The organism is Agromyces ramosus, assembly GCF_030817175.1.
Taxonomy (GTDB): Bacteria; Actinomycetota; Actinomycetes; order Actinomycetales; family Microbacteriaceae; genus Agromyces; species Agromyces ramosus_A.
Map to the genome: position 1 here is coordinate 2,106,461 of NZ_JAUSYY010000001.1, position 14,397 is coordinate 2,120,857.

Here is a 14,397-nt window from a genome sequence, read left to right on the forward strand (position 1 = left end):
AAAGTCCTGAGGGTGCGGATGTCTCGTGCGAGAAGGGGCCCGGCCGCCGATCGGCGGCCGGGCCCCTGTTGCTTCAGCGGGCGCTCACTCGCAGGTGAACCGCGCGTCACCCCACACGCCGTGCGCGCCGTTGATGCTGCCCGGTGCCTCGACGATCAGGTCGACGTACTGCACGCCCGTCAGGTCGACGCTCACCGACTCGGGCGCGAAGCCCGGAGTGAACGTGCGCGACTGGTAGCGGTTGGCCCCGTCGGCGTCGACCTTGAAGATCACGTTGCCGCCGAACCCGTACTCGAGTCCGACCTGCGCGGTGAACGCCGAGCAGGCGCCGCCGACGAAATAGGTGATCTTCGACTGGGCGTGCACGCCGAGCCCCTTCGCGTACACCGGCGACTGGCCCGTCGCGGGGTCGACGTAATTGACCTTCAGCGGCAGGTCGGGCGAGTTCGCGGCGTCCTTGTTCGCCACGTCCTTGCCGATGACACCCCAGCCGTTCGTGGCGCTCAGCCACGGCAGGTCCGACGCCCACGCCGACGCCGTCGGTGCCGGCGGCAGCGGCTGCGAGACGACCTTCCAGTCGAAGATCTTCAGGCGGCTCTCGGTCGGCAGCAGCACCGAGGCGAGTTCCTTCGCCGGGTTCAGCCGGACGAGGTTCGAGTACACCTGGTAGGTGTAGGTCGGGTACTCGTAGACGTTCGGGTTCGTCGCGCTGTTGCGCCCCAATGACTTGATCGCCACGGTCGCGCCCCCGAGCCCGGATGCCTGCGGCAGCCAGTTCGGGAAGAACACCGACTGCTTGCTGACGGTCCCATCGGTGTAGGTGAGCGTCAGCTCCGGGTTCACCCCCGAGCCCGACGCCGCCGATGCGAGGATCGCGAGGTGCGTGCCCTGCCCGCCGAGCGCGATCGTCTGGCCGGCCGGCGCGACCGAGTTCGGCGCACCGACGGGCTCGGGCCAGCGGTAGGCGATCGCCGCGTCACCGGTGCCCACCGTCACGGTCCCGCCCGGGGTCGCTCCCGCCGTGGCGAGCGCCTCGGCCGCGAACGAGGCGCCGCCGCCGTCGAAGTTGCCGGCCGCCGCCGTCGCTCGATCGGTGATCGACACGGCGTTGTACGCTCCCGCGAGCGAGCCGTAGGCGACGTACAACTGGTTCGCGCCCGAGACCGATCGCGGCTGCGAGCCGGACTCGTAGGCCGCGGTGACGGTTACGGTCTGCAGGTCGGCGGCGGCGGCATCCGTGACCTCGAAGACGAACTCGGCGGTCGCCGAATCGCCCTTCTTCACCGTGCCCACCTGGTCGCCCGACGCCGACACGAGCGCCCAGCCCTCGGGTGCGGTCGGCGTGAGCACGACGTCGTCCTTGGCCTTCGTACCGGTGTTCGTGAACGTCGCGGTGACCGTCGCCTGCTCGCCCTGGAAGACGCGGTCGGGGAGTTCGACGGTGACGGATGCCGCGGCGGCATCCGCTTCCTGTCCGCCGACGCCGCTCGTGTCGGTGAGGGTGAGGCGTGCCGACGTGTCGGACGCGATCGCGCCGGTCGCGATGACGACCACGCCGCCAGCCTGCTCGGGCAGGTAGGTCCAACCGCCGGAGGCTTCGAGCTCGGTCACCTCATCGACGCGGGGGAGCGTGCGATTGCCGAGCTTCACGAGCTTGGGCTCCGAGCCGGTGTGCGCCTCCACCAGGTATGGCCGAGCCTCGGCCTTGCCGTCGTAGTCGCCCTCCCGCTCGCCGAGCTCGATCTTCACCGTGCCCTGCTTGCCGGCCTTCGGTGCGTCGACCGCGAGGACCTGGGCACTGTGCTCGCCCTCGGCGTAGGCGCGGGTGACCTCGTCGTCCTCGTACAGCGTGAACTCCGACTCGCCCTGGGGGTAGACCGAGAGGGTGATCGGGGCGTCCTCGGGAACGAGCGAGGCGTTGCGCGCCGTGATGCCCTGCGGCACCAGTGCTCCGGCCCGCACGAAGATCGGCAGCTTGTCGAGGGGTGCCGGATGTCCGTTCAGCACCTGTCCGCCTTCGTGCAGTGCCCCCGTCCAGTAGTCGACCCATTGCGTGCCGGCGGGCAGGTAGATGCCGTTGCGCACGTCGGAATCGGTGAACACCGGGGCGACGAGGTAGTCGCTGCCGAGCAGGAACTCGGTGTTCGCCTCGGCGCTGTACGCGCCGGGGTCATCCGGGTACTCGAGCGCGATCGAGCGCATCATCGGGACGCCCGTGCGGTGCGATTCCGCTGCGAGCGTGTAGATGTAGGGCATCAGTCGCTGGCGCAGCTGGAGGTAGGCACGGTTGATCTCGGTCGCCTCCGCGCCGTAGAGCCACGGGCGCTTGTCGGTTCTCGCCCAGCCGCTCATCGAGTACAGCGCTGGTGCGAACGCCTTCCACTGCAGGTCGCGCACGTAGCTCTCGGTCGAGCCGCCGAAGATGCCGTCGACGTCGCCGGTCGTGAAGGCGAGCCCCGAGTTGCCGGCGCCGGTCAGCGCCGAGACCTGCCAGCGCACGGCATCGAGGTTGCCGGAGTGATCGCCCGTCCACTGCATGCCGCAGCGCTGCGATCCCGCCCAGCCCTCGACCATGAGGGAGGTGCCACGGGCGTCGGAGTACTGCTCGATGCCACCGTGGGCGGCCTCGCAGCCGGTGAGCGCCTGCCGGTATCCCGAGCCGACCCACGCCACGTCGAGCTTGCGGAGCCGGATGCCGGCCTCGCCGACCTCGTACTCCTGGTTCGTGAGCGAGCGCTGCGTCCAGAGCCCCGTCTGCAGGCCGGTCTGCTCGGCGATCGCCTCGACCGTCGCGGGAAGCTCCTGGTACTCGCATCCGTACCCGTCGTTCACGAGCATCCAGCCCGCGGGCATGTCGTGCTGGACGAACTGCTTCGCGACGTTCAGGGCCTGCGGCGTGCGCTGCTTCGTGTTCTCGGGATCGCCGAAGCCCGACGAGCTGTAGCCCGGGTTCGACCGGTTGTAGCAGTCGGCGTCGCCGTACTCGAGCGCGTACACCGGCGGCATCATCGGCCGGCCCGTGAGCTGGGTGTACGACTCGAGCGACTGCTTGTAGTCGCCGACGAAGTAGTACGCGTCGAAGCGCCGTTCCTCGTGGGTCGTCGTATGGGCGGCGAAGTCGTAACTGCCTCGGGCGAAGGTGTTGCGGAGCACGCCGTACCCGCTCGACGACATGTAATACGGCACCGCGTTCGGGTAGCCGTCGTCGTCCCAGTCGAAGTTCCTCGCGATGTTCACCGTCGCTCCGGTGTGCACCGACCGGCCGTTCTGCATGCCGCCGCCGATGAACTGCTCGCCGTCCACCGCGGCGAGGTGCTGCGTGGTCGAGCTCGAGCCGAACGTCACGGGAGCGGTCTCCGACCAGATGGGCGTGCCGTCGGCGCGGGCGGCGCTGACACGGCCCGTCGCACGCTCGACGGCGAGGATGATGTCGCCGGTCGCGATCGTGATGACGTCGCCCTCGGTGAGGCTGACGGACGCGCCGTCGAACGTCTCGGTGCCGACGACGATGTCGGCGGTGCGGGCGGGGTCGCCCTCCGGGGTGTTCGCGGGGTCGGTGAACTCGCCGCTCGGGTCGGCTTCGAGCCGGAAGGTGCTCGCGTCGAGGAATGTGGCTCGCATCGCGCCGTGCTCGGCCGTGAGGGTGACCTGGTCGCCGTCGACGGCCACGTCGGTGATCGCGCCCAGGGTGACCCCGGCGCCATCGACGGGTACCTCGGGGTTGACCTGCTTGACGGGGATGGGCGTGGTCGTCGCCGTGGAGCCGGCGGCGCTCGCGGTCGCCGGGGTCGCCGGCGCGGCATGCGTCGACGCGAAGGCCGGCGTGACGCCCACGCCCACCATCGAGAGGACGGCCGCGACCCCGATGGCGCACGTGCGCACGAGGCGCGGCGCTGGGGGTGTTCGGTGATGATTCATCGGTTGCTCGCTTTCGCTGACTGATCGAATCTGATTTGAAGTAGGTAGAAACGTTCACATAGAATCAGTCTGGTTTCACCGCGGTCAAGTGTTTTCGCGGATTTCAGTGACGAATCGAGCCCGGATCGGCGAATCGCCCGCCGAACGCCCCGGCGCGATCGGCGGCGCGCGGATGGCCACCGTGCGAGATCACCCGACCTCCCGGCCGGGCCGGCTGCCACAATGGCCGCATGCCGACCTACACCGACGCGCACGGCGTCCGCATCCACTACGAGTCCTGGCGCGTCGCCGACGCGACCGCGGTCGTGCAGCTCGTGCACGGGGTCGGCGAGCACATCGGGCGTTACCGCGAGCTCATCGAGGCGCTCAACAGCGCCGGTTACTCGGTGTGGGCCGATGACCATCGGGGCCACGGTCAGACGGGGTTCGAGCAGCACGGCGGCGACCTCACGCGCATCGGTCGGCTGGGTCCGGGCGGGCTGCGCGCCACGATCGAGTCGGTGCACCAGTTCACGGGGGTCATCCGCGCGACCGAGGGTGAGCTGCCGCTCGTGCTGCTCGGTCATTCGTGGGGTTCCTTCATGGCGCAGATCATCGTGAACCAGCACGCCGGCGACTACGACGGCGTGGTGCTCAGCGGTACGGCGTACCGCACGCTCCTCGACATGGACGCGGGCGACCTGAACCGCCGCCACCGTCACCTCGGATCGACGCCGGTCGAGTGGCTGAGCCGCGACCCCGACGTGGCGGCGGCGTTCATGGCCGATCCGTACACGACCGAGACGCCGCTCCGGAAGCTCTTCGGCACGATCGACGCGCTGCGGCTCCTGGGCCGCCCGGTGCGCGGGCTTCCACCCGAGCTGCCGCTGCTCATCATGGTCGGCTCCGATGACACCGTGGGCGGTGAGCAGAGCGCGGTGAAGCTCGCGAATGCCTATGCTCGCCGCTCCGGGCTCGTCGACGTGGAGCTCATCGTCTACGAGGGCGCGCGTCACGAGATCTTCAACGAGACGAATCGCGACGAGGTGCGAGCCGACCTCGTGCGGTGGCTCGACGAGCGGTTCGCCGTCGACTGAGTCGGTCGTCCGCGAACACTTGACACGCACGCGCGGGCAGAGCAATGTGACCATGAGAGCGCTCTCACCGCCACGGGTCAGCACCGGTCGAACGGCGCTCTCGCCCAATCGCCACCGCCGTCGACCACGGTCGACGCAGATCCGGAGGAACCGATGTCGCTTCCCTCTTCCACCCGCAGCCGTACGGTCGCCGTCACAGCGCTCCTCATCGCCGCATTCACCGGAGCCGGCGCCGCCACCGCCGCGGTCGCCGATGCCGGCCACGTGCCGGCGCCACCGCCCGGCCACGCGATCGACGACGTGCTCGCGCCCGGGGTGCCGCTCTGGACCAACCCCGACAGCACGACCATCGAGGCCGCCGCCGGCCTCGACGGGCAATCCCGCGCCGATGCGCTCCTGCTCGGCTCCTTCCCGAGTGCCAGCTGGATCAACGGCGGCACGCCGAACGAGGCGAAGCGGGACGTCTCACGCATCGTCACCGCGGCGCACGCCGCCGGCGAGGTGCCCGTGCTCGTCGCCTACAACGTGCCGTTCCGCGATTGCGCCCAGTACTCCGCCGGCGGTGCCACGAGCCTCACCGAGTACGAGGCCTGGGTCGACGGCTTCGCCAAGGGCATCGGCAACAAGCGCGCCGTCGTGATCCTCGAGCCCGATGGGCTCGGCATCATCCCGTGGTACACCTCGAACCAGGGCGTGGCGGAGTGGTGCCAGCCTGCCGAGGCAGACGCCGCCACCGCGGCATCCGAACGGTTCGCGATGCTGAATCACGCCGTCGACGCGTTCGCCGCCCTGCCGAACACCGCCGTCTACCTCGACGGCACGCACAGCGGGTGGCTCAGTGTCGGCGACATCACCGACCGGCTGCTGAGCGCCGGCGTCGAGCGGGCCGACGGATTCTTCCTGAACGCCTCGAACTACGTCGAGACCGAACGGCTGGCATCGTACGGCAACTGGATCTCCGACTGCATCCTTCTCGAGACGGAGGTGCCGTGGTGGGACGCCGGCTGGTGCGCCAGCCAGTACTACCCGGCGAACCCGGCCGACTTCTCGACGTGGCACCTCACCGACGAGAAGTACGACGCCGACCTCGCCGGCGCCGGCCTCACCCGCGACCCCGCCGCGCAGACGCACTTCGTGATCGACACGAGCCGCAACGGCCAGGGCCCGTGGTCTGCGCCCGCCGACTGGCCGGGCGACGCCGAGGTGTGGTGCAACCCGCCCGACCGCGGCGCCGGGGTTCGCCCGACGACCGACACCGGCGACGCGCTCATCGACGCGTTCCTCTGGATCAAGGTGCCCGGCGAGTCCGACGGCAAGTGCTTCCGTGGCACCGCCGGCCCGCTCGACCCGATCCGCGGCATCGAGGACCCGGCCGCGGGCCAGTGGTTCCCCGAGCAGGCGCGAGAGCTCGTGGAGTTCGCGGTCCCGTCGTTCGGCTGACGCGAAGCCACGCGGCATCCGCTCGGCCTCAGCGAACCGCCACCGGCGGAACGTTGAGGCCGAGCAGCCGCGCGCGCGCCGGCCCCGCCGAATCGCCCTGCCATGGGAACTCGAGCTGCAGCAGCGCGCAGTTCTCGACCACGGGGAACACGTCGCGGTACTGGTCGGGGTCGATGCCGACGAGCTCGCAGACGAGCAGTCGCATGAGCGTGGCGTGCATGACCACGAGCACGCGGGCGTCGGCGAACTCGGTCGCGAGCTCGACGAGCGCGGGCATCGCCCGGGCGATGCCGTCGACGCCGGGTTCGCCTCCGGGCAGCGGATGCCGCGCCGGCCGCCGCTCGAACCCCGCCCAGTCATCGGGGTAGGTGCTCGCGAGCTCGCCGGGCGACATCCCCTCGCCGGCCCCGAAGTCGATCTCGACGAGACGTGCGTCGATGCGCAGCGGGAGTCCGGCCGCCGCAGCGGCGGGTTCGGCGCTCCGGCGCGCCCGGCTGAGCGGCGACGCGACGATCGCCGACAGCCCGGCCGTCGGCGCCCACTCGGCGAGCACGGCGGCCTGGTCGAGCCCGTGCGCGGTGAGCGGCACATCGGACGAACCGGCGTAGCGATGCTCCGCGTGCCATTCCGTCTCGCCGTGGCGGGCAAGGTACAACGTCGTCATGGGCGATCCCCTCTCGTCCTCCTGCGATCGTAGGCGCACCCCGCCGCATCCGCGTCGGGGTCCGTAGGCTGTACCGCATGCACGGTGAATACAAGGTCCCCGGTGGCAAGCTCGTCGTGGTCGACTTCGATGTCGACGACGGGGTCATCCGCCACCCACGTGTCGCCGGCGACTTCTTCCTCGAGCCCGACGAGGCGCTCGAAGACATCGACCGTGCGCTCGACGGGCTGCCGGCGGCATCCGATGCCAAGCAGATCTCGGCCGCGATCACGGCGGCGCTGCGCCCGGGGGCGGTGATGCTCGGCTTCTCGGCCGATGCCGTCGCGGTGGCGGTGCGGCGGGCGATGACGGATGCCACGAGCTGGTCGAACTACGAGTGGGAGATCGTGCACGACCCCGCCGTACCCCCGCGCACGCACCTCGCCCTCGACGAGGTGCTCGCCACCCGGGTCGGCGAGGGTCGCCGCAAGCCGACCCTGCGCTTCTGGGAGTGGAACGAGTCGGCGGTCGTCATCGGCAGCTTCCAGTCGGTGAAGAACGAGGTCGACCCAGAGGGCGCCGCGAAGTACGGCTTCGAGGTCGTGCGCCGCATCTCGGGCGGCGGCGCGATGATGATGGAGCGCGGCAACGTCGTGACGTACTCGCTCTACGTGCCGGGCGAGCTCGTGCAGGGCATGAGCTTCGCCGACTCCTACGCGTACCTCGACGACTGGGTGCTGCAGGGCCTGCGCGGCATCGGCATCGAGGCGACCCACCAGCCGCTCAACGACATCGCGAGCCCACTCGGCAAGATCGGCGGCGCCGCGCAGAAGCGCCTCGGCTCGGGCGGCGTGCTCCACCACGTCACGATGGCCTACGATCTCGACAACGAGAAGATGCTCGAGGTGCTGCGCATCGGCCGCGAGAAGATCAGCGACAAGGGCATCGCATCGGCCGCCAAGCGCGTCGACCCGCTGCGCTCGCAGACGGGCCTGAGCCGCGCAGCGATCATCGAGAGCCTCAAGCAGACCTTCGTGTCGCTCTACGGCGCGACGCCCGGCAGCGTGACGGCAGACGAGCTCGCCGAGGCCGAGTCGCTCGTGGAGTCGAAGTTCGCCACCCGTGACTGGCTGTACCGGGTGCCCTGAGCCGCCGACGAGGAACGCCCAGCGATCCCCGTTAGAATCGCCGGATGGACTGGTGGATCTGGCTCGGCATCGCCCTGCTCGTCGTCGCCTTCGTGGTGTTCGCCGTGCGGCGGAACTGGATCGACCTCTCCGACAAGACCAAGCGCGGTGGCGGCGGTGGCGGCGTCATGATGATCGGCGACGAGGTCTTCGCTCCCCGCAAGCACGAGGCGCAGGTCGAGCTCGACCGGCAGAGCCGGCTCCCCGCCCCCGCACCCGTGCCGGGTGACGGCGACCAGGGCATCTCCTTCGCGTCCGCCGACGCCGACGACGACGACCCCGACCGCTTCCGCGGCCGCATCCGTCTCGACATCGACCGCCGCTGACCTGGGCTCAGGCCTGCTCGCGCGCGTCGTCGGGCCAGCGCCAGCGCCGCGGACGATCCGCGATGCGTTCACCCTGCAGGCGCCGGTCGATGTAGCGCATCACGAGTCCGGCCGCGATGAGCGCCGCACCGAGCGGCGGGAGCACCGCCCGCGCGACCTGCACGAGGACGTCCATCGTCATGATGGCCGACTGCCACTGCTCCGTGTTGGGGGGCACCATGACGTACATCGCCATGGGAGTCAGCACGATGACCAGCGCGCCGCCGACGGCCGTGCCGGCGCCCCACCAGATCACCGTGGTCGGCATGGTCTCCGTCGACATCGCTGCTCCCTCGCACGTCCCGGTCGGATGTTCAGCCTACGGCCGGTATCCGGCAACGGGGGAGTGCACTGGCAGACTGGTGCCCGTGGCATCCGACGAACTGAACCGCATCATCCATGCGGACAACCTCGCGGTGCTGCCGACCCTGCCAGACGGGGGCTTCACGCTCGTGTACCTCGATCCGCCGTTCAACACCGGCCGCATGCAGTCCCGGCGGCCGACGCGCCACGTGCGGCTTGCGGCGACGGATGACCCCGAGCCCGCGGCATCCGGAACCATCACGGGGTTCGCGGGCAAGCGCTACGAGCGCATCCGCGGCGACCTGCTGCGCTACGACGATCGCTTCGACGACTACTGGGGATTCCTCGAGCCGAGGCTCGTCGAGGCATGGCGGCTGCTCGCCGACGACGGCACCCTGTACCTGCACCTCGACTACCGCGAGGCGCACTACGCGAAGGTGCTGCTCGACGCGCTCTTCGGGCGCGAGTGCTTCCTCAACGAGCTCATCTGGGCCTACGACTACGGCGCCAAGGCCAAGCGCAAGTGGCCGACGAAGCACGACACGATCCTCGTGTACGTCAAGAACCCGGCGAGGTACTGGTTCGACTCGACCGCCGTCGACCGCGAGCCCTACATGGCACCCGGCCTCGTGACGCCCGAGAAGGCCGAGCTCGGCAAGCTGCCCACCGACGTGTGGTGGCACACGATCGTCTCGCCCACGGGCCGCGAGAAGACCGGCTATCCCACGCAGAAGCCCGAGGGGATCCTGCGCCGCATCGTGCAGGCGTCGACGCGCGAGGGCGACTGGGTGCTCGACTTCTTCGCGGGCTCGGGCACGACGGGCGCGGTCGCGGCGACCCTCGGCCGGCGCTTCGTGCTCATCGACGAGAACGCCGAGGCGATCGCCGTGATGAGGGGCCGGTTCACGGATGTCTCGGGCGTCGTGTTCGAGCAGGGCATCGCGCCGGCTGACGCCTAAGCCGAGGCGCGACGCACGAGGTGCGTGGACATGATGTTGCGCCGCGGCACGTCGGCGTCGCCGGAGAGGCGCCGCAGCAGCAGGTCGGCCATCTCGAACCCCATCTGCTCGGACGGCTGGTGCACCGTCGTGAGCGGGATCGCCGAGGCGGTGGCGGCGGGGCTGTCGTCGAAGCCGACGACGGCGACGTGGCCGGGCACGCTCCGTCCGCGCTCGCGGAGCACGGCGAGCGTCCCCGTGGCCATGAGGTCGCTCGCCACGAAGATGGCGTCGAGGTCGGGCACCCGGTCGAGCAGCCGCCGGGTCGCGCTCACGGCTCCGGCCACGGTGAAGTCGGCGTTCTCGACGGCGTCGGCCGGCATGCCCGCGGTCTCCATCGCCCGGCGGAAGCCCTCGAGGCGGTCGACGCCGGCGGGCATGTCGAGCGGCCCGGCGATGGTGCCGATGCGCCGCCGGCCGATGCTCGTGAGGTGCTGGGTGCCGATGAAGCCGCCCTCGACGTTGTCGACGTCGACGAAGATATGGTCGCCGGGCCGCGACGGCCGGCCGCCGAACACGATGGGGAGGGCCTCGTCGGCGACGCGCTGCAGGTCGTCGCCCTCGTGGTGGGAGACCACGAGGGCGCCGTCGATGACGCCGGAACGCAGGTAGCGCATCGTCTTGTGGGTCGGATCGCTCGAGGCGACGAGCAGGTTGAGCAGGTACTCGCTCTCGTCGAGCCGCCTGGTGATGCCCTGCACGATCGCCGCGAAGTACGGATCGCCGAAGAAGCGCGTGATGTCTTCGGGAACCACGAGTGCGACGGCGCCCGACGTGCGGCTGGCGAGTGAACGCGCGGCACGATTCGGCACGTAGTTCAGCTTCGCGATGGCGGCGTTCACGGCGGTGACGACCTCTGGGCTCACCTTCGGCGAGCCGTTCACCACGCGACTGACGGTCGCGCGGGAGACGTTCGCCTCTCGCGCGACCGCCTCGAGCGTCGGCGCCGAGGGTCGTGCGCGAACCCCACCCGCATGCATAACGGCCAGTCTATTTCCGTGTCGTCGTGATCGGTGGACGCCGCTCAGTGGGCCGGAAGTGCGCGTTCCCGGATGATGGCGGCGTAGGCGAGTCCGCTGTCCTTCACGGTCCGCTCCTGCGTCTCGTAGTCGACACGCACGAGGCCGAACCGCTTGTCGTAGCCCCACGCCCACTCGAAGTTGTCCATGACCGACCAGTAGAAGTAGCCGTGCACGGGCACGCCCTCGCCGACGGCGTCGAGGATCGCGCCGAGGTGCGACTCGAGGAACTCCGTGCGCTCGCCGTCGTGGACGCCGCCGTCGGCCGCCACGCGGTCGTCGTAGGCGGCACCGTTCTCGGTGACGTAGAGACGAACGCCGGCGGATGCCGCGTACTCCTCGTGCACGCGAACGAGCAGTTCGCGCAGGCCGTCGGGCTGCACCTCCCAATCCATCGCCGTGAGCGGCAGGTTCTGCGGGTGGTTGAAGACGCCGTCGGCCGCCGGGTACGGCGACCTCGTGGGACGATCCGTCGGCGCGCTCCCGAGGAGCGGGTGCTCGGCCGGCCGGTCGCTCACCGACTCGCCGTGGTAGTAGTTCACGCCGAGTGCGTCGATGGGGGTCGAGATCACCGCGAGGTCGCCGTCGAGCACGACGTCGTCGAGCCCGAGGTGGCCCACGTCGGCGCGCAGGTCGTCGGCGTACTCGCCCCGGAAGATCGGGTCGAGGAAGAACCGGTTGAACTGCCCGTCGATGCGGCGGGCGGCGTCGACGTCGCCGGGGCTCGCCGGGTCGACCGGCTTGGCCACCGTGAGGTTCAGGGTGATGCCGAGCTCGAGCCCGGGATCGCGTTCGCGCAGCGCCTGCACCGCGAGCCCGTGGGCGAGCAGCAGGTGGTGGCCCGCCGCGAGGCCGGCCGCGACATCCTGCCGGCCTGGTGCGTGCGCGCCGGCCGTGTAGCTGAGGAACGACGAGCACCACGGCTCGTTGAGCGTCGTCCACACATCGACCCGGTCGCCGAGCGCCTCGTGCATGTCGAGTGCGTAGTCGCGGAACCGGAACGCGGTGTCGCGGTTCGTCCACCCGCCCTGCTCCTCGAGCGCCTGCGGCAGGTCCCAATGGTAGAGGGTCAGCCAGGGCTTGATTCCGGCCCCCAGCAGTTCGTCGACGAGGCGCGAGTAGAAGTCGATGCCGTGCGGGTTCACCGGTCCGCCGTCGGGGCGAACGCGCGCCCACGAGGTGGAGAACCGATAGGTCTGCAGTCCGAGCTGCTTCATGAGCGCGACATCGTCGCGGTAGCGGTGGTAGTGGTCGCACGCGACGTCGCCGTTGTCGGCGTTGATGACGGCGCCCGGCACCCTGCTGAACGCGTCCCAGATCGAGTCGGTGCGGCCGTCCTCGTGGCTCGCCCCCTCGATCTGGTACGCGGCGGTCGCAGCCCCGAAGAGGAAGTCGGCCGGGAACCGGCGGGTCGCGACGGAGGAAGCGGTGGTGGCGATGGTGTCGGTCATGATCTTGCGGTGGTCTCCGAGGTCGATGGTCATCCCTTCACAGCTCCCGCCATGATGCCGCTCACGAGCTGCTTGCCGGCGAAGACGAAGAGCAGGAGCAGCGGCAGCGTCGACAGCAGCACACCGGCGAGCACGATCGAGTAGTCCACGAAGTGGTTGGACTGCAGGAGCGAGAGCGCGACCGGAAGGGTCGGGTCGCTGCGGTCGAGCACGATGAAGGGCCAGAAGAAGTTGTTCCAGGCCGTGACGAACGTGAACAGGCCGAGCATCGCGGCAGCGGGGCGTGCGGCGACCACGCCGATGGTCCAGAAGGTGCGGATCATCGACGCGCCGTCGACGCGTGCCGCCTCGATGAGCTCGTCGGGCACCGACTGCTGCAGGTACTGGGTCATCCAGAACACGCCGAACGCGCTCGTCAGCGCCGGGATGATGATCGCCCCGATGTTGCCGGTCCAGCCGAGGTCGGCGAACAGGATGTAGAGCGGGACGACGCCGAGCTGCAGGGGCACGGCCATCGTCGCCACGACGAAGACGAGGAGCGGCTTGCTCCCGGGGAAGCGGAGCTTGGCGAACGCCCAGCCGGCGAGCGTGGAGGTCGCGACGACGGATGCCGCGATCAGCGCCGAGCTCAGGATCGAGTTCCACAGCGCCCGCCAGAAGTTCACCGCCGGGTCGTTCACGACCGTGGCCGCGTTCTCGAGGAAGTTGCCGCCGGGGATCCACGACATGTTCGGGTCGTTGATCGTCGAGGCGTCGCCCGACCCGATGAGGAACGACCAGTAGAAGGGGAAGAGCGACCCGATCAGGACGACCCCGAGGCCGACGTAGACCCAGAAGCCGGCGCGCACGCCGCGGATGCGGGTCGTGCGCTGGCGCCGACGGTCGTCGCGTTGTCGGGGCATCCGCCCCAGTGCGAGTTCCTCGGCGTAGTTCGCCGGGGGAGTGCCGAGTGCGGTCATGGCTACCGCCGCCCTTCGTCGCGGACGAGTCGTCTCGTCACGAGCAGATTGATGAGGCCGATGATCAGGATGATCAGGAACAGGATCCAGGCGAGGGCCGCCGCTCGTCCGAAGTTCCACTGACCCCAGCCGATGTCGTAGAGGTAGAGCGTGATCGTGAGCCACTGCTGTGCGGCGCCCCCGCGCCCGAACTGGTCGAACATGCGGGGCTCGTCGAAGATCTGCAGGCCGCCGATGGTGGAGGTGATGATCACGAAGATGAGCGTCGGCTTCAGTGACGGCAGCGTGATGCTGCGGAACTGGCGGAAGGCGCCGGCGCCGTCGACCGTCGCGGCCTCGTAGTAGTCGCGCGGCACCGCCTGCATCGCCGCGAGGAGGATGAGCGTGTTGTAGCCGGTCCAGCGGAAGTTCACCATCGTGGAGATCGCCACGTGGCTCCAGAACGCGTCCTTGTGCCACTGGATCGCCGGCAGCCCGAGGTCGGTCAGGACGCTGTTCACGAGGCCGTGGTTGTCGCCGAACATGTTGCTGAAGATGAGGGCGACGGCGACGGGCGCCATCACGAACGGCACGAGCACGCCCATGCGCCAGAAGGTCTTCGATCGGATGTTCCGGTCGAGCATCGCGGCGATGAAGACCGCGGCGATGAGCTGCGGCACGCTCGAGAGCAGGAAGATGCTGAAGGTGTTGCGGAGGGCGGTCCAGAACTGGGGCTGGCCGAGGATCCAGACGTACTGGTCGAACCCGACGAACTCGCCCGAGTTGCGGACGAGGTCCCAGTCCATGAAGGAGATCACCGCGGTGAACGCGATGGGGAAGATGCCGACCACCAGGAACATGATGAAGAACGGCGAGATGTAGAGGTACGGCGAGACCTTGAGGTCCCATCGGCTGAGGCGCTGGCTGAACGAGATGACGCGCGGCGCCCGTCCGGGGTTCGGTTTCGGCGGCGCGGACTCGTCGACGCGTGTCGCGGTGGCGGTCACGGTGGTGCTCCCTTGGGGGTGGACGGCGGGTCGGGTGGAGGCACGGGCCGCG

General features: G+C 69.9%; 12 protein-coding genes. 5 read left to right on the forward strand and 7 right to left on the reverse strand.

Annotated features, from left to right (window positions below; genetic code table 11):
* Positions 1–84 precede the first annotated feature (84 nt).
* Positions 85–3,918, reverse strand: coding sequence for an NPCBM/NEW2 domain-containing protein (locus tag QFZ26_RS09780; RefSeq protein WP_307041590.1), 3,834 nt, complete (start codon positions 3,916–3,918; stop codon positions 85–87).
* Between the two features lie 230 nt (positions 3,919–4,148).
* Here QFZ26_RS09780 and QFZ26_RS09785 point away from each other — a divergent pair, with 230 nt between their 5' ends.
* Both QFZ26_RS09785 and QFZ26_RS09790 read left to right on the forward strand, forming a co-directional pair.
* Positions 4,149–4,994 (forward strand): alpha/beta fold hydrolase, encoded by an 846-nt coding sequence (locus QFZ26_RS09785; RefSeq protein WP_307041592.1) that lies wholly within the window; start codon positions 4,149–4,151, stop codon positions 4,992–4,994.
* A 153-nt stretch (positions 4,995–5,147) separates the two neighbouring features.
* A complete protein-coding gene (locus QFZ26_RS09790) occupies positions 5,148–6,434 on the forward strand; it encodes a glycoside hydrolase family 6 protein (protein WP_307041594.1) in 1,287 nt (428 codons plus the stop codon).
* Between the two features lie 28 nt (positions 6,435–6,462).
* Here QFZ26_RS09790 and QFZ26_RS09795 read toward each other — a convergent pair whose 3' ends face one another.
* Positions 6,463–7,098, reverse strand: coding sequence for a histidine phosphatase family protein (locus QFZ26_RS09795; protein ID WP_307041596.1), 636 nt, complete (start codon positions 7,096–7,098; stop codon positions 6,463–6,465).
* Between the two features lie 77 nt (positions 7,099–7,175).
* Here QFZ26_RS09795 and QFZ26_RS09800 point away from each other — a divergent pair, with 77 nt between their 5' ends.
* The gene (locus QFZ26_RS09800) at positions 7,176–8,225 is read left to right on the forward strand and encodes a lipoate--protein ligase family protein (protein WP_307041598.1); all 1,050 of its coding nucleotides are present in this window, start codon (positions 7,176–7,178) and stop codon (positions 8,223–8,225) included.
* A gap of 44 nt (positions 8,226–8,269) precedes the next feature.
* Positions 8,270–8,590, forward strand: coding sequence for a hypothetical protein (locus QFZ26_RS09805; RefSeq protein ID WP_307041600.1), 321 nt, complete (start codon positions 8,270–8,272; stop codon positions 8,588–8,590).
* Positions 8,591–8,597: 7 nt separating this feature from the next.
* Here QFZ26_RS09805 and QFZ26_RS09810 read toward each other — a convergent pair whose 3' ends face one another.
* On the reverse strand, positions 8,598–8,912 hold the full coding sequence (locus QFZ26_RS09810; protein ID WP_307041602.1) for a hypothetical protein: 315 nt from the start codon (positions 8,910–8,912) through the stop codon (positions 8,598–8,600).
* Between the two features lie 85 nt (positions 8,913–8,997).
* Here QFZ26_RS09810 and QFZ26_RS09815 point away from each other — a divergent pair, with 85 nt between their 5' ends.
* The gene (locus QFZ26_RS09815) at positions 8,998–9,891 is read left to right on the forward strand and encodes a DNA-methyltransferase (RefSeq protein WP_307041604.1); all 894 of its coding nucleotides are present in this window, start codon (positions 8,998–9,000) and stop codon (positions 9,889–9,891) included.
* Here QFZ26_RS09815 and QFZ26_RS09820 read toward each other — a convergent pair.
* From QFZ26_RS09820 to QFZ26_RS09835, 4 genes are read right to left on the reverse strand one after another with little or no spacing between them, the layout of a single operon-like run.
* On the reverse strand, positions 9,888–10,910 hold the full coding sequence (locus QFZ26_RS09820; protein WP_307041606.1) for a LacI family DNA-binding transcriptional regulator: 1,023 nt from the start codon (positions 10,908–10,910) through the stop codon (positions 9,888–9,890). The two genes, QFZ26_RS09815 and QFZ26_RS09820, sit on opposite strands and share 4 nt — an antisense overlap.
* Before the next feature lie 44 nt (positions 10,911–10,954).
* Entirely contained in the window at positions 10,955–12,400 is a 1,446-nt protein-coding gene (locus QFZ26_RS09825; RefSeq protein ID WP_307045029.1) for a GH1 family beta-glucosidase, read from the reverse strand.
* A gap of 29 nt (positions 12,401–12,429) precedes the next feature.
* Complete coding sequence (locus QFZ26_RS09830; RefSeq protein WP_307045031.1) at positions 12,430–13,302, reverse strand: carbohydrate ABC transporter permease; 873 nt, start codon at positions 13,300–13,302, stop codon at positions 12,430–12,432.
* Between the two features lie 59 nt (positions 13,303–13,361).
* Positions 13,362–14,345: a carbohydrate ABC transporter permease gene (locus QFZ26_RS09835; protein WP_373460710.1), complete on the reverse strand. Its 984-nt coding sequence runs from the start codon at positions 14,343–14,345 to the stop codon at positions 13,362–13,364.
* Between the last annotated feature and the right edge of the window lie 52 nt (positions 14,346–14,397).

What these genes read in the sequence shown, in the direction of transcription:
- QFZ26_RS09780 (WP_307041590.1), bottom strand. Translation starts at nt 3,918, where the DNA reads ATGAATCATCACCGAACACCCCCAGCGCCGCGCCTCGTGCGCACGTGC.
- QFZ26_RS09785 (WP_307041592.1), top strand. Translation starts at nt 4,149, where the DNA reads ATGCCGACCTACACCGACGCGCACGGCGTCCGCATCCACTACGAGTCC.
- QFZ26_RS09790 (WP_307041594.1), top strand. Translation starts at nt 5,148, where the DNA reads ATGTCGCTTCCCTCTTCCACCCGCAGCCGTACGGTCGCCGTCACAGCG.
- QFZ26_RS09795 (WP_307041596.1), bottom strand. Translation starts at nt 7,098, where the DNA reads ATGACGACGTTGTACCTTGCCCGCCACGGCGAGACGGAATGGCACGCG.
- QFZ26_RS09800 (WP_307041598.1), top strand. Translation starts at nt 7,176, where the DNA reads ATGCACGGTGAATACAAGGTCCCCGGTGGCAAGCTCGTCGTGGTCGAC.
- QFZ26_RS09805 (WP_307041600.1), top strand. Translation starts at nt 8,270, where the DNA reads ATGGACTGGTGGATCTGGCTCGGCATCGCCCTGCTCGTCGTCGCCTTC.
- QFZ26_RS09810 (WP_307041602.1), bottom strand. Translation starts at nt 8,912, where the DNA reads ATGTCGACGGAGACCATGCCGACCACGGTGATCTGGTGGGGCGCCGGC.
- QFZ26_RS09820 (WP_307041606.1), bottom strand. Translation starts at nt 10,910, where the DNA reads ATGCATGCGGGTGGGGTTCGCGCACGACCCTCGGCGCCGACGCTCGAG.
- QFZ26_RS09825 (WP_307045029.1), bottom strand. Translation starts at nt 12,400, where the DNA reads ATGACCGACACCATCGCCACCACCGCTTCCTCCGTCGCGACCCGCCGG.
- QFZ26_RS09830 (WP_307045031.1), bottom strand. Translation starts at nt 13,302, where the DNA reads ATGCCCCGACAACGCGACGACCGTCGGCGCCAGCGCACGACCCGCATC.